A 17,846-nucleotide genomic window follows, 5' to 3' on the forward strand; every position below is an offset into this window, starting at 1 on the left:
TCCTTTTCAGGGGGTGTGCGGGACGGGTGTGTGCGGGACGGTGCGTGGTTCAGGACGGTGGGTGTGCGGGACGGTGCGTGGCTCAGGAGACGGCAGTCGGTGCTGCCAGGGACGCGACCACTGCCCTCTTGCGAGCTCTGGCCCGGACGATCTCACGGCTGACGCGCGGGGCGAGGACCGAGACGACGAGCAGGACGCCCGTGACGACGATCTGCGACTGGGCGGAGACGTTCAGCAGACTCATCACGTTCTGCAGCGCGCCGAGCAGAAAGACACCGGCGATCGCGCCGCCCAGGGTTCCCTTGCCGCCGTCGAAATCGATACCGCCGAGCAGTACCGCTGCGATGACGGAGAGTTCGAGCCCGGTGGCGTTGTCGTAGCGGGCGCTGGCGTAGTGCAGCGCCCAGAAGACCCCGGTGAGCGCGGAGAGCAGACCCGTGGTGACGAACATCGACAGTTTCAGCCGCTTGACCCGGAGGCCGGCGAACCGCGCGGCCTCTTCGCTCGCCCCGATGGCGAACAGGGAGCGGCCGACGGGGGTGGCGTGCAGTACCACGACGGCGATGACGAGCAGCACGGCGAAGGGAACGGCCGCATAGGGGATGAAGGTGTTACCGATCCGGCCCGCCCCGAAGTCCAGGTACCGCATGGGGAAGTCGGTGACGGAATCGGAACCCAGCACGATCTGGGCTATGCCCCGGTAGGCCGCCATGGTGCCGATGGTGACGGCGAGGGAAGGCAGACCGAGTCGGGTGACGAGCAGACCGTTGACAAGTCCGCACACCATCCCGAGCAGCAGACACACCGGAATGATCGTCTCGATCGCCATGCCCTGGTCCCACAGGGCGCCCATGACCGCCCCGGACAGCCCGGCGGTGGAGCCGACGGACAGGTCCACCTCGCCTGAGATCACCAGCATGGTCATCGGCAGGGCGATCAGTGCGATGGGCAGGGTGTTGCCGATCAGGAAGGAGACGTTCAGCGCGTTGCCGAAGTTGCCCACGAACGAGAACGAGCAGATCAGCAGGGTGAGCAACAGTGCGCCGACCACGGTGTCCCAGCGCACCGCGCCGCCGAGCCGCGCCCAGGGGGAGGTCTTCGTGTTGACGTCAGGCATGGCGGGCGCTCCTCATCTGTGCGGCCTGCTTGCGAAGCACTGAGGCCACCCGCAGTGCCAGGATCCGGTCGACGGCGATGGCGAGAAGCAGCAGAATTCCGTTGATCGCGGTGACCCAGACGGAACTGACCCCGAGCGCGGGCAGGACGCTGTTGATGGAGGTCAGCAGCAGAGCGCCGAGTGCGGCGCCGTAGACGCTGCCCGAGCCGCCGGTAAAGGCGACGCCACCGACCACGACCGCGCTGACGACCGTGAGTTCGTAGCCGTTGCCCGTAGCGGAATCGACGTTGCCGAAGCGGGCCAGGTACAGGGCCCCGGCCAGTCCCGCCAGCGCACCGCACAGGATGTAGGCCGTCATGATCCGCCGACGGACAGGGATGCCCGCCAGGGAGGCGGCCTCGGGACTGGAGCCGAGGGCGTACATGTCGCGTCCGCTGCGGTAGCTGCGCAGGTAGTAACCGACGACAAGCAGGACGGCGACAGCGAGCAGGGCCAGATAGGGCACCACCTGGATGCCGTTGTGGCCGAAGCCGACGAAGCCGTCGGGCAGGGCGTCGGCGGTGATCTGCCGGGAGCCGACCCAGATCGAGTCGATGCCCCGGACGATGTAGAGCGTGCCGAGTGTCACGACGAGCGCGGGGACCTTCCCGAAGCTGACCAGGGCACCGTTGAGCAGGCCGAAGAGGGCGCCGAGAGCGACCGCGACGAGCACCGCCGTGAGCGGACTGCCTCCGCCCTGAAGGTAGTTGCCGGCGGCGAAGGCGCTGATGCCGAGCACGGAGCCGACGGACAGGTCGACGTTGCGGGTGATCACCACGACGGCCTGGCCGGTCGCGACCAGTACCAGCATCGTGGCATTGAGCAGCAGGTCCTTGATGCCCTGCGCGGACAGGAACTCGGAGTTCGACAGCTGGGTGACGAGGAGCATCACCACGAGTACGGCGGCGACGGCCAGTTCGCGGGCCTTGAACACCTTGTCGATCAGTCGCCGTCCCGCTGCGGGGCTGGGCGCGGTCTCTTCGCGCGTCGGCGAGGCGGTCACGGTCATGCCGCGTTCCTTCCTCGGATCACACGGCCGGTGGCCGCCGCCATCACGGTTTCCTCGGTGGCCTCGGCCCGGGGGATCTCGGCGGCCAGTCGGCCCTCGTACATGACGAGCACACGGTCGGCCATGCCGAGGATTTCCGGCAGGTCGGACGAGATCATCAGTACGGCCACGCCCCCGGCCGCGAGCGAGGACAGCAGCCGGTGCACCTCGGCCTTGGTGCCGACGTCGATGCCGCGTGTCGGTTCGTCGACGATCAGCACCTGTGGGGCGGTCGCGAGCCACTTGGCAAGGACCACCTTCTGCTGATTGCCGCCGGAGAGTGTGCCCACGACATCGGCCAGGCGCGCGTACTTGACCTGGAGCTTCACAGCCCAGTCGACGGCTCGGCTGCGCTCGGCCGTGCGGCTCATCAGGCCGCCGCGCGTGGTGTCGGCGAAGCCGGTGAGCCCGATGTTCCGCTCGATGGACATGTCCATCACCAGCCCCTGGGCCCTGCGGTCCTCCGGGACGAGAGCGAGGCCCGCGCCCATCGCGAGACTGGGCGCCCCGGGCTTCAACTTCCTGCCGAGCACCTCCACCTCGCCGCCGTCGAACCGGTCGACGCCGAAGACCGCCCGTGCCACTTCACTGCGTCCCGCACCGACCAGGCCGGCCAGGCCGACGATCTCGCCGCGTCGTACCTCGAAGGAGACGTCGGTGAAGACGCCCTCCCGGGTCAGCCGTCGCACGGTGAGTGCCACCTCCCCGACCTCGGTGGCTTGCTTGGGGTACAGCTCGTCGAGGTCCCGGCCGACCATCCGGCGCACCAAGTCGTCCTCGGTGAGCCCCTCCAGCGGCTCGCTGCTGATCAAGGCGCCGTCGCGCAGGGTGGTGACCCGCTGGCACAGCTCGAAGATCTCCTCCAGGCGGTGGGAGATGAACAGCACGGCCGCGCCTTGTTCGCGCAGCGTCTTGACCACGCCGAAGAGACGGGCGACCTCACTGCCGGTGAGTGCTGCGGTCGGCTCGTCCATGATCAGGACACGGGCGTCGAAGGACAGTGCCTTGGCGATCTCGACCAGTTGCTGATCGGCGATGGACAGGCCGCGAGCCGGCTGGTCGGGGTCGAGGTCCACTCCGAGACGGGCGAACAGATCCGCGGCGGCCTTCTTGACCGCCCGGTGGTCGACCCGGCCGAGCGAACGGGACGGCTGCCGTCCCACGAAGATGTTCTCGGCGACGGACAGGTCGGGGAAGAGCGTCGGCTCCTGATAGATCACAGCGACACCGGCGTCGCGGGCATCGGCGGGGCCGTGGAACTCGACCGGCTCGTCGTCGAGAAGGACGGTGCCCGTGTCGGGCCGGTGCACGCCGGCGAGTGTCTTGATCAGCGTCGACTTGCCCGCGCCGTTCTCGCCAGCCAGGGCATGTGCTTCGCCGGCGTACAGCCGCAGGCTGACTCCACGGAGAGCCCGCACCGCGCCGAAGGACTTGCTCACCCCCTCCAGCGCGAGCACCGGAGGTGTCTCCGGTTCAGGGTGCGTCATTTGCATGGCTCCATAGGTGTGCCGAAGGGGTGCCCGACAGGAGAAGTCCGGGGGCGTGGCCGGTGTACTCCGGCCGCCATATGTGAATTGATTCAACGAGCTGCCCGGAAGCTAGCCCCATCCGCCGTTACAGGTCAAGAGGTTGAAGCGGAATCCGGTCGGCGACACCGGTCCAGGAAGTTCCGTCACCCATGACAACTGCCTTGAAGTGCTAGGACGTTGAGCGCGAAGCCCCGTGGCGCGAATGGAGCACGATTACATAACGCGCCCGAAGCGTCCCGCCGACCCTTGACGTCGCTACAGCCCGTGGCTACCTTCAGAGCGGGAGTGAATCGATTCATCCTTTACGGAGCTTTTCCCAGTCAGCCCTCCTCCGCGGGCTGCACACGCGACTTGAGGTTGACATGCCTGACATCGACGCGGTGAAGGCCGCACTCACCGAGCAGCGGATCGAGACGCCGTCCTGGGGCTACGGCAACTCCGGCACCCGATTCAAGGTATTCGCTCAGGACGGCGTGCCCCGCACACCGTTCGAGAAGTTGGACGACGCCGCGCGCGTGCACGAGTTCACCGGCGTCGCGCCCAAGGTCTCGTTGCACATTCCCTGGGACAAGGTCGAGGACTACGCGGCTCTGGCCACGCACGCCAAGGAGCGCGGCCTGGAACTGGGAGCCGTCAACTCCAACACCTTCCAGGATGACGACTACAAGCTCGGCAGCGTCTGTCATCCGGACCCCAGGGTGCGGCGCAAGGCCGTCGAGCACCTGCTGGAGTGCGTCGACATCATGGACGCGACCGGGTCGAAAGATCTGAAACTCTGGTTCGCCGACGGCACCAACTATCCCGGTCAGGACGACATCGTGGCCCGTCAGGACCGCCTGGCGGAGTCCCTCGCCACGGTGTACCAGCGGCTGGGCGACGACCAGCGGATGCTGCTGGAGTACAAGTTCTTCGAGCCGGCCTTCTACACCACTGACGTCCCGGACTGGGGCACCTCGTACGTCCAGTGTCTGAAGCTGGGCGACAAGGCGCAGGTCGTCGTGGACACCGGTCATCATGCCCCGGGCACGAACATCGAGTTCATCGTCGCCCTCCTGCTGCGGGAGGGGAAGCTCGGCGGCTTCGACTTCAACTCGCGCTTCTACGCGGACGACGACCTGATGGTGGGCTCCGCGGACCCCTTCCAGCTTTTCCGGATCCTGCACGAGGTAGCCAAGAACGGCGGCTTCGAGAAGGAGACGAACGTGGCGTTCATGCTCGACCAGTGCCACAACATCGAGGCGAAGATCCCGGCGGTCATCCGCTCGGTGATGAACGTCCAGGAAGCCACCGCCAAGGCACTGCTGGTCGACCGCGATGCGCTCGCCGCGGCCCAGCGCACCGGTGATGTGCTCACTTCGAACGCCGTCCTGATGGACGCGTACAACACCGACGTGCGTCCCCTGCTCCGTGATCTGCGCGAGGAGCAGGGCCTGCGTCCGGACCCCGTCGCCGCCTACCGGGCCTCCGGCTGGCAGGAGCGGATCGCGGCCGAGCGTGTGGGCGGCGAACAGGCCGGCTGGGGAGCCTGACTCCCCGACGCTCACCTTCCGATCAGCACAACCGCCCCTCAGCCGAAGGAACACCGACATGGCCACCGCCCATCCCGAAGTCTCCACGCTCCTGGAGCGCTCCAACCGCCTCGGATCCGATGCCCGTAACACCAACTACGCCGGCGGCAATACGTCTGCGAAGGGCTCCGGAACCGACCCCGTGACCGGCGGACCTGCCGAGCTGATGTGGGTGAAGGGGTCCGGCGGTGACCTCGGGACGCTCACCGAGGCCGGGCTCGCCGTGCTGCGGCTGGACCGGCTGCGGGCACTCGTCGACGTGTATCCCGGCGTCGAGCGCGAGGACGAGATGGTCGCCGCTTTCGACTACTGTCTGCACGGCAAGGGCGGTGCCGCGCCCTCCATCGACACGGCGATGCACGCACTGGTCGACGCCCCGCACGTGGACCACCTGCACCCCGACTCGGGGATCGCGCTCGCCTGCGCCGCCGACGGGGAGAAGCTGACCGAGGACTGTTTCGGCAGCAGCGTGGTGTGGGTTCCGTGGCGGCGGCCCGGATTCCAGCTCGGTCTCGACATCGCCGCGATCAAGGAGGCCAACCCGCAGGCCATCGGGTGCGTCCTGGGAGGCCACGGGATCACCGCCTGGGGCGACACCGGCCAGGAGTGCGAGCGCAACTCGCTGCACATCATCCGCACGGCCCAGGCCTTCCTCACCGAGTGCGGCAGGCCCGAGCCGTTCGGTCCGGTGATCGAGGGGTACGGTGCGCTGCCCGAGGCCGAGCGGCAGGAGCGGGCCGCGGCTCTCGCACCGTACGTCCGGGCGATCGCCTCCCAGGACCGGCCGCAGGTGGGGCACTTCACCAGCTCGGACACAGTCCTGGACTTCCTGGCCCGCACCGAGCACCCGCGGCTCGCCGCACTCGGCACCTCCTGCCCCGACCACTTCCTGCGCACCAAGGTCCGGCCGCTTGTCCTCGACCTGCCGCCGGCGGCCCCGGTGGAGGAGGCTGTGGCCAGGCTGAAGGAACTGCACACCGCCTACCGCGAGGAGTACGCCGCTTACTACCAGCGGCATGCCGGGGCCGGCACACCCGCCATGCGCGGCGCCGACCCGGCGATCGTGCTCGTGCCCGGCGTGGGCATGTTCTCCTTCGGCAAGGACAAGCAGACCGCCCGGGTGGCCGGCGAGTTCTACATCAACGCCATCAACGTCATGCGTGGCGCGGAGGCGGTGTCGGCGTACGCGCCGATCGAGGAGTCGGAGAAGTTCCGCATCGAGTACTGGGCGCTGGAGGAGGCCAAGCTCCAGCGGATGCCCAAGCCGAAGCCGCTGGCGACGCGGGTGGCCCTGGTGACCGGCGCGGGCAGCGGAATCGGAAAGGCCATCGCCCGGCGCCTGGCCGCTGAGGGTGCGTGCGTCGTCGTCGCCGACCTGAACACCGAGAACGCCGCCGCCGTGGCCGAGGAGCTCGGCGGGTCCGACAAGGCCGTCGCTGTCACGGTCGACGTGACGTCCGAGGAACAGATCGCGGAGGCATTCAGGGCCGCCGTGCTCGCCTTCGGCGGCGTCGACCTCGTCGTCAACAACGCCGGCATCTCCATCTCCAAGCCGCTGCTGGAGACCTCCGCCGAGGACTGGGATCTCCAGCACGACATCATGGCCCGCGGTTCCTTCCTCGTCTCGCGCGAGGCGGCGCGGGTGATGACCGCGCAGGGGCTGGGCGGCGACATCGTCTACATCACCTCGAAGAACGCCGTCTTCGCCGGCCCGAACAACATCGCCTACTCCGCCACCAAGGCGGACCAGGCCCATCAAGTGCGGCTGCTGGCAGCCGAGTTGGGTACACACGGAATCCGGGTCAACGGGGTCAACCCGGACGGAGTGGTACGCGGCTCGGGAATCTTCGCAGGCGGCTGGGGCGCCCAGCGCGCCGCCACGTACGGCGTCGACGAGGAGAAGCTCGGCGAGTTCTACGCCCAGCGGACCCTGCTCAAGCGGGAGGTGCTGCCGGAGCACGTCGCCAACGCAGTATTCGCGCTGACCGGCGGAGATCTGACCCACACCACGGGCCTGCACGTCCCGGTCGACGCCGGTGTCGCGGCTGCCTTCCTCCGCTGACGCCCCCCGGCGGGACGTCTGCTCGTTATCGTCCCTCCGGGCGGGGCGACGCCCTCGCAACGCCCCTGGGGCCGGCTGCCACGGGCGTCGGCCCCAGGGGTGCGACTGCGCAGGACCGCGGCGAGCGTGGCCCGTACGAGAGCAATGCCAGGCCACCTCGCGGTGGCGTGCCGCTCCGGCCCGGCCATTCATCCCTCTGCTGACCCGAGGCATCCACATCCGGCCAACGACGATCACACGTCTCGCTCCCTCTCCCTCGTTCCGACCTCACCACCGCATCCGCGCAGGAGCCACCACATGTCCATCGGCACACCCGGCTTTGCGCCCCCCGCCTGCTTCGCTGCGGCCGATCTGGGCGCTACCAGCGGGCGCGTCATCCTCGGTGATCTCTCACCGGGCCGCCTCGAACTCACCGAGCTGAACCGATTCGAGAACACACCGGTACGGCTCCCCGACGGGTTGCACTGGGACGCACTCGCCCTCTATCAGGGCGTGGTCGACGGGCTGCGCGCAGCCTCCCGCGCCACTGACGGATGCCTGACCTCGATCGGTGTGGACAGCTGGGCCGTGGACTACGGACTTCTCGCTGCCGACGGTGGCCTGTTGGGCCCCCCTTTCCACTACCGGGACAGCCGTACGGACACCGCAGCCGAGAGTGTCTGGTCCAAGATCGGGCCGGAGGAGCTGTACCGGATCACCGGGCTGCAGCATCTGCCCTTCAACACCGTCTTCCAGCTCGCCTCTGCCGCAGGCAGGCCCCAGCTCCACGCCGCACGCACCCTGCTGCTCATCCCTGACCTGCTGACGCACTGGCTTACCGGGTCCATGGGCACCGAGGAGACCAACGCCTCCACCACCGGACTCTTCGACGTTCACACCGGGACCTGGTCGGGCGACGTACTCAACGCCCTGTCTCTGGACCCCTCACTGCTGCCGCCGCTGCGCTCCCCCGGTGATCCGGCCGGAACCCTGCTGCCCCACGTGGCCGAGTACACCGGTCTGGACCCCGCCACCCCCGTGACGACGGTCGCTTCCCACGACACGGCGTCCGCGGTGGCCGCGGTCCCCGCCACCGAGCCCCACTTCGCATACATCTCCTGCGGCACCTGGTCGCTGGCCGGGCTCGAACTGGAAACACCCGTAGTCAACGAGGCGTCCCGCGAGGCGAACTTCACCAACGAGCGCGGCATCGACGGGACCATCCGTTACCTGCGCAACGTCATGGGAATGTGGCTGTTGGAGGAGTGCCGGCGCACCTGGGCGGCCCATGGCCGGCCGACGCACCTCCCGGCGCTGCTCGCCGACGCCGCCCGGGCCCAGCCGTTCGCCTGCATCATCGACCCCGACGCGCCGGAGTTCCTGCCGCCCGGTGACATGCCGGAACGGATCGCGGCATACTGCCGCCGCACAGGACAGCCCGTCCCCCGGGGTGAGGGCCCCATGGTCCGCTGCATCCTGGAAAGCCTGGCGCTGGCTCACCGGCGCACCCTGCGCCAAGCCGCGGAGCTCGCCAACCGCGACATCAGTCAGATCCACCTGGTCGGCGGTGGCTCCCGCAACGAACTGCTGTGCCAGTTCACCGCAGACGCCACCGGGTTGCCCGTGATCGCCGGTCCCACTGAGGCCACCGCACTGGGCAACATCCTCGTCCAGGCCCGCGCCGCACACCGTGTCGGCGACCTGCACGACATGCGTCAACTCGTCGCCCGCACACAGGAGCTGCGCCACTACACGCCCCGCGGGAAACAGGCGGCCTGGAACGCGGCAGAAGCTCGTATCGCCCAGCCGGGAAAGGAGCTGTGATGCGTGTAGCCCTGTTCGCCACGTGCGTCAATGACGCGATCTACCCGTCCACGGCCATCGCCACGGTGAAAGTACTCGAACGACTGGGAGTGAGCGTGGACTTCCCCGCTGCCCAGACGTGCTGCGGACAACCGCAATTCAATACGGGCTACCGCCGCGAAACTGAGCCCCTGGTGCGCCGCATGGGCCGGGCCTTTGAGGGATACGACTACATCGTGACCCCCTCAGGGTCCTGTGTGGCAATGGTCCGGGACAATTATCCTCGCGTCGCGCGCAGGAGCGGAAACGAGGAACTGACCCGGGCCGCACGGTCGCTGGTTCCGAGAACGTACGAGCTGACCGAATTCCTGGTGGACGTACTGGGTGTGACAGACACCGGCGCCTACTACCCGCACAAGGTGACCTACCACCCGTCCTGTCACGGCCTGCGCATGCTGGCCCTGGGTGACAGGCCCTACCGGTTGCTGCGCAACGTCGAGGGGCTGGAGCTCGTGGAGCTGCCCGCGGCCGACGAATGCTGTGGCTTTGGCGGCACCTTTGCCGTGAAGAATCCCGATGTCTCCGCGGCAATGGGCGCGGACAAGGTACGCAATGCCCGGTCCACCGCCGCAGACGTGCTGTGCGGCGCCGACAATTCCTGTCTGATGCACATCGGCGGCATCCTCCGCCGCCAGGACGCTCCGCAGCGTGCCATTCATATCGCGGAGATCCTTGCCAGCACGGAAGAGGAGCCGCTGGTATGAGTGGAACATTCATCGGTATGCCGACCTTCCCGCAGGCCGCCCGCGGGGCGGTCCACGATGTGACGCTGCGCGCCAATCTGCGCCATGCCACTCACACCATTCGTGCCAAGCGGGAGAAGGCAGTGTCGGAGCTCTCCGACTGGGCGGCCCTGCGCGAGGCCGGCAAGCGCATCAAAGACCACACACTCCGGCATCTCGACCGCTATCTCGTGCAGGTGGAGGAGACGGTCACGGCGGCGGGTGGCATCGTCCACTGGGCCGCCGACGCGGACGAGGCCAACCGCATCGTGACGCGGCTGGTGAAGGAGACCGGCGAGTCGGAGGTCGTCAAGGTCAAGTCGATGGCCACGCAGGAGATCGGCCTCAACGAGGCCCTCGAAGCGGAGGGTATCGCCGCCTACGAGACCGATCTCGCCGAATTGATCGTGCAGTTGGGCAAGGACCGGCCGTCGCACATCCTGGTGCCGGCGATCCACCGCAACCGCGCCGAGATCCGGGACATCTTCCGTGCCGAGATGGGCGAGTGGGGCCGGCCGGCGCCCGACGGACTGACCGACACGCCAGCCGAGCTCGCGGAGGCGGCGCGGCTGCACCTGCGGGAGAAGTTTCTGCGCGCCAAGGTCGGCATCTCGGGTGCCAACTTCGTGGTCGCAGAGACCGGCACACTGGTGGTGGTGGAGTCCGAGGGCAACGGGCGGATGTGCCTCACCCTGCCCGAGACCCTGATCTCGGTCGTGGGCATCGAGAAGATCGTGCCGGCCTGGCAGGACCTGGAGGTCTTCCTGCAGACCCTCCCCCGCTCCTCGACCGCCGAGCGCATGAATCCGTACACCTCCACCTGGACCGGCACCACCGACGAGGACGGCCCGCGCGCCTTCCACCTCGTCCTGCTGGACAACGGCCGCACCGACACCCTCGCCGACGAGGTCGGCCGCCAGGCACTGCGCTGCATCCGCTGCTCGGCCTGCCTGAACGTCTGCCCGGTGTACGAGCGGGCCGGCGGCCACGCCTACGGGTCGGTGTACCCGGGCCCGATCGGCGCCATCCTGACTCCGCAACTGCGGGGCACTACAAGCGAGATCGACGCCTCTCTGCCCTATGCGTCGTCCCTCTGCGGAGCCTGTTACGAGGTGTGCCCGGTCGCCATCGACATCCCGGAGGTGCTGGTCCATCTGCGGGAACGAGTAGCCGATGAGGGCGGTCGGGGACACCGCCTGGAAAAGGCTGCGATCAGAGCAGCCGGATGGGTCCTCAACCATCCGGGCGCACTCGCCGCCGGCGAGCGCGTCGCCGCGAAGACACGCAGGTTTCACCCCAAGAAGCTACCCGGGCCAGGTGCCGGTCAGTGGACGAACAGCCGTGACCTGCCGCCCATGCCGGCCGAACCGTTCCGCGACTGGTGGAGAAAGAACCGCCCATGACGACCGAGCCCGACTCCCGCGAACGCATCCTTGCCCGGGTCCGCAGCGCTCTCTCCCACAACGCCGACGCCCACAACGCCGACGCCCACAACGCTTCGGCCTCCGCCGGCATCGAATGCGACTACCTCACCTCCCACACGGCCGACGAGCCGGCCACCGTGCTCGACCTGCTGCACGAGAACCTTGTCGACTACCGGGCCGTCGTCCGGCGCTGTGCGGCCACCGAGCTTCCAGGTGTGATCGGAGAGCTGCTCGGACGCCACGGTGCTCGCAGCGTCGCTGTCCCTGAGGGTCTGCCCGCGCCCTGGCTCTCCATGACACATGTCGAACAGCACCATGACAGCGTCGGCTGCCGACTCCCTCCGAAGCAGCTCGACGCCATCGACGCCGTCATCACCGGGTGCGCCCTGGCCATCGCCGAGACCGGGACGATCGTTCTCGATACCGGACCCGGCCAGGGCCGGCGCGCACTGACCCTCGTGCCCGACCTCCACATCTGTGTCGTACGGGCACCGGACCAGGTCGTCGCGTCCGTTCCGCAGGCCATGCCAAGGCTCGATCCGGCACGGCCACTCACCTGGATCTCAGGTCCATCGGCCACCAGCGATATCGAACTGGACCGTGTCGAAGGCGTGCATGGCCCACGTAGATTGGAGGTGGTCCTGCTCTCCGTCAGCTGAGCTCGCGCTGCCGCTCTCCGAAGGGACGTTGATGGAACTTGCCCAGATCCGCCTTCTTGTTGCGGACTTCACCAGTTGCTACCGCTTCTACCGGGACGTATTGGGGATGAAGCCGCAGTTCGATGCGGAGGACGACCCGTACGCGCACCGCCGACGGCGGCGGCGCAGGCGTCGCCCTGGATGATCAGGACGGTACGCCCCGGCCAATGCCCAGGACGGGCAGGCATTCCTCGACGCCGGTCAGCTCGATGTCGTCCCGGCGGACCCGTTCCCAGGCGTCCCGAGTGAGCCGCCACTGCTGGATCCGCGCGGGCTCACCGCGGCGGGTGTCCCAGTCCGTGCCGTTCGGTGTGTAACCCAGGCCACGGGAAACGCGGTTGGACGCTTCGTTGTCGACGAAGGCGTCGCTGCCGGCTTCGCGTGCGCCCAGCCCGACGAAGGCCAACTGCAGGACCGCCGCCCGCATTTCCTTGCCGAGCCCCTGTCCTCGGCTGCCCGGCGTCAGCCACGAGAAGCTGGACACCGTGCCGAACCGCGTGAAGTTCCTGCCGATGAGATCCTGCATGCCGACCGGTTCTCCGTCGACGAGCACGGCGAAGTACAGCCGCCAGGAATCCGGGCTCACCCGGGCGCGCCCGGCCCAGATGGCGCGCAGCCATTGCCATTCGCGTTCGGGGCTGTCGGCGTAGAAGGAGATCGGGTCGTCGAACGGCCACGGCTCGGCGTCGGCCACCCCGGCCTGTACGAGCGGCACGAGACGTTCCAGCAGTTCGTCGGACGCGCCGGCCAGCGTCAGGCGCGGCGTGCGGACTTCGACGTTCAGCGGGGGATAGGTATGGGCCACGCCCGGACTGTAGCCAGCCGGTCCGGGCGCCGCATCCGGTTTTCCACGGTGCCTACGGTTGATCACGGGACCACTCGGGGGCCGCTGAACTCAACGCCCGTACCTGCTTAGCCCGACGCCTATGATCACCGTCGTGGTGAGAAGTTGTGAAGAGGCAAGCCCTGAAAAAGGGCGTGGCCCCGCTCCACTCTCGTGAAATAAGGCCCTGCCCTGCGACAGTGGAGCAAACTCCCGTCGGACGACAGGAGTTGAACCTGCGCCCCCTTGGCCCCTAGATAGCTATCCCAGGCCCACAATGAGTCCATGTGATGCCATTTGAGGGCTAGCAACGTGCGTGAATGCGCTTGTCGCGCACCTGTGGGCACCAGCGCTGGTCCCCAACTGGTCACCAAGGTCGTCACCCCAAGGTTCTACCCGGGGCCCGGACGGATCGACCGCGCCGCGCACGCCACGGGCTTACAGACCGGTCTCCCAAACACACGCAGGCCCGCCGTCCGATCTCACGCATGGAAGGGCTAGGCAAGCTGATCGATCGGCTCGACTCCGGACACGACCTGGAGACGTACTGCGACGTGCTCGCGTTCGGGACTCGTCGTGGCGCCGGGCGCGTCCAATGCGGATTCCTAGCGGCATCCGGATGCAGACCGCATCAAGCAGAGCTCGAACATCTTCGGCTCGACCGTTTATCATGATCGGTGATCACGTAGGCCGATCCGCCACCATCACCGCACGGGCACGATGGCGACGGCAACGGTCCAGAAGAGGGGGACTGGTGGAGATCGGCCTGGCGGAGACCATCAAGGCACTGCGTTGTGAGTTAGCGCAGGCGATGGCGGACAGCGAGGGCCAACCGGTCCGGCTTCGAGTGCAGTCGGTGAAGCTAGACGTACAGGTCGCGGTGACGGCATCGGCGGAGGCCCAGGGCGGGGTCAAGTTCTGGGTGCTGTCGGCTGGCGGTAAGACGGCCGGCGGCGTCTCCGCCACGCACACGGTGTCTTTGGAACTCGCGGCCGAGACGGCCAGCGGCGGCTCGGTCCTGACAGACTCTGGGCGTGGAGCCGTTCTGGAGGACTGACCTCATGGATGAGTCGGTCCCCCGAGAGTGGTGTCCGCTGTGGCTGATCTGATCGCCTCGCAGCAGCCCCTGGAGCGTGTGGCCATGGTGGTGCGCCGCGGATCTGACGGCGCCCCTCGTTTCACTGCTTCCGGTTTCATGCTCGCCTCACGACTGGCCATCTGCGCTGGCCACGGCTTTACCCAGCTCGGTGACAGCTATGAGGTGAGACTTCCCGGGCAGTCGACGCAGAGGCTTCAGGTCACCGCGGTACTGCGGCACCGGATCGACGAGGTGGACCTCGCCCTCCTCGTTCTCATGGAGGGCGGGCCCGTCATCCCTCCCGCCCGGTGGGGCGTCCTGCCCCGAAGCGTGGAGTCGGTACCGTTCATCGCGATCGGGTTCCCCGACCATGCGTCGCGTCAGGCTGTGCCGAAAACCCGTCAGTTGACCGGGTCGATCCTTCTGGGCTCCTTCCTGGGGGGCCACGAGATGGAGCTGTCCCTCAGCAGCCCTGCGCCGCTAGAGTCGAGCGGATCTCCCTGGCAGGGGGTGTCCGGGGCAGGGGTCATCACGCAAGACGGCGTTCTCGTCGGGGTGTGCACGAGCCACCACGTTCCATCCGGCGCGGCGAGCCTCACCGCGACCGACCTCTCCCAGGTATCCCGAGATCCTGAATTCGTGCGGCTGCTGGCCGAGCACAAGGTAGAGCCGATACGGTCAGGGGACATCGTACCGACACCGTTCGCCCCAGCCCTGCGCGGCCGCGTACGCACCCATGCCGAGGTCATGCGGCGCCTTCTCGGACGACGCAGCTATCTCGACGAGGAGCATCTGCCCTTCATCCATCCGGGGAGGGACCACACATCGCATCCGGACAACCTGTTCGCCCGGCTGAGCACTGGCCGTTCACGAGGGGCACTGCTGATCGGACCAGCCGGATCGGGCAAGACGCGAACGTGCTTCGAGGTCGCGCACCGGGCGGACCGCGCGGGCTGGCAAGTCCTGCACGTCCAGCCCGACAGCGCCGTGACGGTCGACGACGTGGCCGCATTTATCTTCTCGTGCGCCCGCCGACGGGTGCTGCTGATACTGGACTACCTCGACGCCTGCCCACAGGTCGACCTGCGTGTCCTCGCCGAAGTGCTGATCCCGGAGACCAAGCGACACGGCGTGACTGTGGCATGCCTGGCCTCCGTGCGGCCCGGATCCCTGCACACGGTTAAGCTCCGCGGCAGCAGCCGAGTACTCGACGAGATCTATGTACGAGAGGACTGGCCGCACCAATCCGCGATCATCGACCAGGTAGTCCGCCACGCGGCACCTGAAACCGTGCGCCGATGGGGGAACGGGGCGCTGTCCCAGATCTGCGGCCGACGCCCGGTGATCGCGCTGTTGATCGCGCGGGCGATCGAGGAGCAGGGGCTGGCCCAGCACACGCCGGGGGTGGCGGCATCGGTCCGGCCCGGCGAGCTGCTGGACTGGCTGCGCGAGGGCATGCGCCGGGACGCGCTCGCCGAGAGCCCCGCACTCAGTCCCTCCCCGTTGGGTATCACCACCCCTGCCATCGAGCAGCTGGCCTTTACCGTGGCGGTCGCGGCGAGCCCACAGCCCCGGATGGTCGTCGAACAGGCCATCGACACGTTCCTCACGGTGGCTTGTGGGCTGGCCGTTCCGTTCGGAGGGCGGCGGGTCGTCGACACGCTGATCTCTCTTGGGTGGCTCGATGAGGTTGGCGGTCAGCTGGTCGTGGTGCACGACATCGTCACCGACGAACTCCTACTGCAGTCACTGATGCCTTCTCCCGGATGGAGCATCGACGCAGCCGCTGCAGGTGCCCTCTTTGACGCGTTCACGCGGCATGCACGTACGTTCTCCGTATTCACCGGCCATCTCCGACGGCTGGCCGTCGACATGGCAGCGCATGGCCCCGCCCATCGCATCGCTGCCCTGGAACGCTTTTGCGGGGAATGGCTCACGGCCCAGGTGGATCCACTCAGCCACCTCTTGGCGGGCGCCGGTGACGCCGGCGGCCAGGCGCTGCTGACGATGGTGACGAGCCGGCCGTGGCAAGGGTTCGACCGCTCTGCGTGGAACAGGCTGGTTGCTCCCTGGCTCTCCCGCGCCGAGGCCGACCACACCGCACAGCCGTTCCTTACCGCCGCCCTGAGAGGCATGGATCCCGCTCCCGCGTTCCTTGTCGAGGCTTCCGTAGGATGGCTCGTTCGCCGGGGCGGACAGACCGACACGGAACATCTTCTGCTCGCACTGGTCGAGCGCCCCGGCCTTTCGCCGAGGACCGAGGATCTGGTGGTCGACTGCACCCTAGCCTGGGTGCCTTCCCGGCCCGACTGGCGCCATACGCCCGCACTGTTGAAACGCCTGCTCGGCATGGACCACTCCGGGGATCGATTGGAGAGAGTGGTCGCGGGCGTACTGGCGTGGCTCACTCCGTACCGGTCCCTCGGAGTCGCATCCGTGATCCGTGCGTTCCTGCAGCGTGCGGACATCGACACGATCGCCCGCCGGAAGCTCGTGGACCACGGCCTCGTGTGGCTGCGTTCTGGTCTGCGCCCGGGTTTGAACATCGGTCCGGAACTGTGCGCTCTGCTCGAAGTGGACCACCTCCCGGACCCGGACCGCGCGACATTGATCCGAAGCGCAATTGACTGGCTGGAGACGGGACAGGTTTACCCGAGCACGGGCCGGGTCGTGCAAAGACTCCTGTCCACGGACGGGTGCCCGGCAGAGCTGCGTCCCAGGATGATCGCCGTCGCCCGTTGGTGGGCGGCTGAGGGCCCTGCCGACCACCCGACAGGCTCCCGCGTCCTGGGTACATTGCTGTCCGCCGATAGCGTGGCGGACGCCGCCGCCCTTCTCCTGCACCGGCTGAGGTTGCAACCTGACGCCCGGTCCGTCCCGGCTATACTCCTTCGTCTCCTCATCCATTGCGAGGAACTCACCCAGGACCAGGCTCGGACCGCCGTCACGCTTGCCTTCACGTGGCTCGCCAGCCACCCGGAGCAAGAGGCGTTCGGTTCCGTTCTAAGCGCCCTCCTGCGCGTGCCGGACCTACCGTCCGCCCAGCTACAGCGTGCCATCCGTCTCGGATGCGCCGCGCTCCTCGCACACCCAGATAATCACGTGCTCATGGCCGTCATGCTCAGCCAGCTCGATGGGCTGACGCGCGATCAGGCACGGTCCCTCGCGGACGTCAGCCTGCGGTGGCTCGACTGCCACGGAGGCAAGGTCCAGCGTCCGGTGCTCGCCTCCTTCCTCACACGCCCAGACCTGTCCGTCGAGCAGGCACACACCGGCATCGACATCGCTCTGGACCGTCTGAGCACCGACCGGTCGATGAAGTCCCGCTCCCTGCTCTCCGGTGTCCTGCGCCACCCGGCCCTTGACGAGGACCGACGATCCCGCGCCGTCGACAGCGCCCTGAGCTGGCTCGAGGAGCACGACATGGGGCCGAAGGTACGTCTGGTCATCGAGGATCTGCTGTCTCTCCCGGCGCTCTCGCCGAGCCAGAGAATCCACGTGATGCGCCTGGCAGCCGGTTGGTTGACCCGGCACGGAGACCTACCGTACGCAGATCGCCTCCGCTCGGCGCTCGACGCGGAAACGCGGCCCAACGCCTCGAGGGAACAACTCGGAGCCGACTCAGGACCGTCTGCCCAGTACTGACCGGCCTCGAAGCCTCCACGACAAGGCTGCCGCTGTCTACCAGGCCGAATCCACCTATCGGCAGAAGCTCCGTCCACGCTGCCGACTTGTGACGGGTAGCGCAACCTTGACTGGGTCAAGAAGCGTCGCGGGCGCTGGCGCCTGGCCCCCAACTGGTCCCCGCGGGGCATGTCCGTGACGCGTGCGTCCAAGGGCCGCAGCCGGGTCGCGTGACTGGCCCGCCAGGGCCTGCCACGGCGCAAGACTGGGAA

The 17,846-nt window shown here is 68.0% G+C and carries 12 protein-coding genes and 1 pseudogene; 9 read left to right on the forward strand and 4 right to left on the reverse strand.

Annotation, left to right across the window (positions count from 1 at the left end; all coding sequences use genetic code 11):
* Positions 1–82: 82 nt before the first annotated feature.
* The 3 genes from OG452_RS03510 to OG452_RS03520 are packed head-to-tail and all read right to left on the reverse strand — an operon-like array spanning position 83 to position 3,691.
* Positions 83–1,117 carry an ABC transporter permease gene (locus tag OG452_RS03510; RefSeq protein WP_327294125.1) on the reverse strand — a complete coding sequence of 345 codons (1,035 nt, stop codon included), beginning with the start codon at positions 1,115–1,117 and terminating at the stop codon, positions 83–85.
* The gene (locus tag OG452_RS03515; protein ID WP_327294126.1) at positions 1,110–2,165 is read right to left on the reverse strand and encodes an ABC transporter permease; all 1,056 of its coding nucleotides are present in this window, start codon (positions 2,163–2,165) and stop codon (positions 1,110–1,112) included. Before OG452_RS03515 ends, OG452_RS03510 begins: the two co-directional genes overlap by 8 nt.
* Positions 2,162–3,691 (reverse strand): sugar ABC transporter ATP-binding protein, encoded by a 1,530-nt coding sequence (locus OG452_RS03520; protein WP_327294127.1) that lies wholly within the window; start codon positions 3,689–3,691, stop codon positions 2,162–2,164. Before OG452_RS03520 ends, OG452_RS03515 begins: the two co-directional genes overlap by 4 nt.
* 404 nt (positions 3,692–4,095) lie before the next feature.
* Here OG452_RS03520 and rhaI point away from each other — a divergent pair, with 404 nt between their 5' ends.
* The 7 genes and pseudogenes from rhaI to OG452_RS03555 form a co-directional block, all read left to right on the forward strand.
* Positions 4,096–5,262: an L-rhamnose isomerase gene (gene rhaI / locus OG452_RS03525; protein WP_327294128.1), complete on the forward strand. Its 1,167-nt coding sequence runs from the start codon at positions 4,096–4,098 to the stop codon at positions 5,260–5,262.
* Between the two features lie 58 nt (positions 5,263–5,320).
* Positions 5,321–7,363, forward strand: a complete 2,043-nt coding sequence (locus OG452_RS03530) for a bifunctional aldolase/short-chain dehydrogenase (protein WP_327294129.1) — start codon at positions 5,321–5,323, stop codon at positions 7,361–7,363.
* 297 nt (positions 7,364–7,660) lie between these two features.
* Positions 7,661–9,166: a rhamnulokinase gene (locus OG452_RS03535; RefSeq protein ID WP_327294130.1), complete on the forward strand. Its 1,506-nt coding sequence runs from the start codon at positions 7,661–7,663 to the stop codon at positions 9,164–9,166.
* The gene (locus tag OG452_RS03540) at positions 9,166–9,909 is read left to right on the forward strand and encodes a (Fe-S)-binding protein (protein WP_327294131.1); all 744 of its coding nucleotides are present in this window, start codon (positions 9,166–9,168) and stop codon (positions 9,907–9,909) included. Before OG452_RS03535 ends, OG452_RS03540 begins: the two co-directional genes overlap by 1 nt.
* Positions 9,906–11,330 carry a LutB/LldF family L-lactate oxidation iron-sulfur protein gene (locus tag OG452_RS03545; RefSeq protein ID WP_327294132.1) on the forward strand — a complete coding sequence of 475 codons (1,425 nt, stop codon included), beginning with the start codon at positions 9,906–9,908 and terminating at the stop codon, positions 11,328–11,330. The genes OG452_RS03540 and OG452_RS03545 overlap by 4 nt, the downstream gene beginning before the upstream one ends.
* Positions 11,327–12,010: a LutC/YkgG family protein gene (locus OG452_RS03550; protein ID WP_327294133.1), complete on the forward strand. Its 684-nt coding sequence runs from the start codon at positions 11,327–11,329 to the stop codon at positions 12,008–12,010. Before OG452_RS03545 ends, OG452_RS03550 begins: the two co-directional genes overlap by 4 nt.
* Positions 12,011–12,041: 31 nt before the next feature.
* Positions 12,042–12,155: pseudogene (locus tag OG452_RS03555) on the forward strand (VOC family protein); the annotation flags it as partial.
* Positions 12,156–12,194: 39 nt separating this feature from the next.
* Here the strand turns inward: OG452_RS03555 and OG452_RS03560 are convergent.
* Positions 12,195–12,854 (reverse strand): GNAT family N-acetyltransferase, encoded by a 660-nt coding sequence (locus OG452_RS03560; protein WP_327294134.1) that lies wholly within the window; start codon positions 12,852–12,854, stop codon positions 12,195–12,197.
* A 772-nt stretch (positions 12,855–13,626) separates the two neighbouring features.
* Here OG452_RS03560 and OG452_RS03565 point away from each other — a divergent pair.
* The gene (locus OG452_RS03565; RefSeq protein WP_327294135.1) at positions 13,627–13,929 is read left to right on the forward strand and encodes a trypco2 family protein; all 303 of its coding nucleotides are present in this window, start codon (positions 13,627–13,629) and stop codon (positions 13,927–13,929) included.
* Between the two features lie 39 nt (positions 13,930–13,968).
* Positions 13,969–17,595 carry a serine protease gene (locus tag OG452_RS03570; protein WP_327294136.1) on the forward strand — a complete coding sequence of 1,209 codons (3,627 nt, stop codon included), beginning with the start codon at positions 13,969–13,971 and terminating at the stop codon, positions 17,593–17,595.
* Positions 17,596–17,846 lie beyond the last annotated feature (251 nt).

Origin of the sequence: Streptomyces sp. NBC_01197 (genome assembly GCF_036010505.1) — a bacterium.
Lineage (GTDB): Bacteria > Actinomycetota > Actinomycetes > Streptomycetales > Streptomycetaceae > Streptomyces.

Bases quoted from the DNA above. Each gene is read 5' to 3' on its own strand.
- OG452_RS03520 (WP_327294127.1), bottom strand. From the start codon at position 3,691: ATGACGCACCCTGAACCGGAGACACCTCCGGTGCTCGCGCTGGAGGGG.
- rhaI (WP_327294128.1), top strand. From the start codon at position 4,096: ATGCCTGACATCGACGCGGTGAAGGCCGCACTCACCGAGCAGCGGATC.
- OG452_RS03545 (WP_327294132.1), top strand. From the start codon at position 9,906: ATGAGTGGAACATTCATCGGTATGCCGACCTTCCCGCAGGCCGCCCGC.
- OG452_RS03510 (WP_327294125.1), bottom strand. From the start codon at position 1,117: ATGCCTGACGTCAACACGAAGACCTCCCCCTGGGCGCGGCTCGGCGGC.
- OG452_RS03535 (WP_327294130.1), top strand. From the start codon at position 7,661: ATGTCCATCGGCACACCCGGCTTTGCGCCCCCCGCCTGCTTCGCTGCG.
- OG452_RS03515 (WP_327294126.1), bottom strand. From the start codon at position 2,165: ATGACCGTGACCGCCTCGCCGACGCGCGAAGAGACCGCGCCCAGCCCC.
- OG452_RS03540 (WP_327294131.1), top strand. From the start codon at position 9,166: ATGCGTGTAGCCCTGTTCGCCACGTGCGTCAATGACGCGATCTACCCG.
- OG452_RS03530 (WP_327294129.1), top strand. From the start codon at position 5,321: ATGGCCACCGCCCATCCCGAAGTCTCCACGCTCCTGGAGCGCTCCAAC.
- OG452_RS03550 (WP_327294133.1), top strand. From the start codon at position 11,327: ATGACGACCGAGCCCGACTCCCGCGAACGCATCCTTGCCCGGGTCCGC.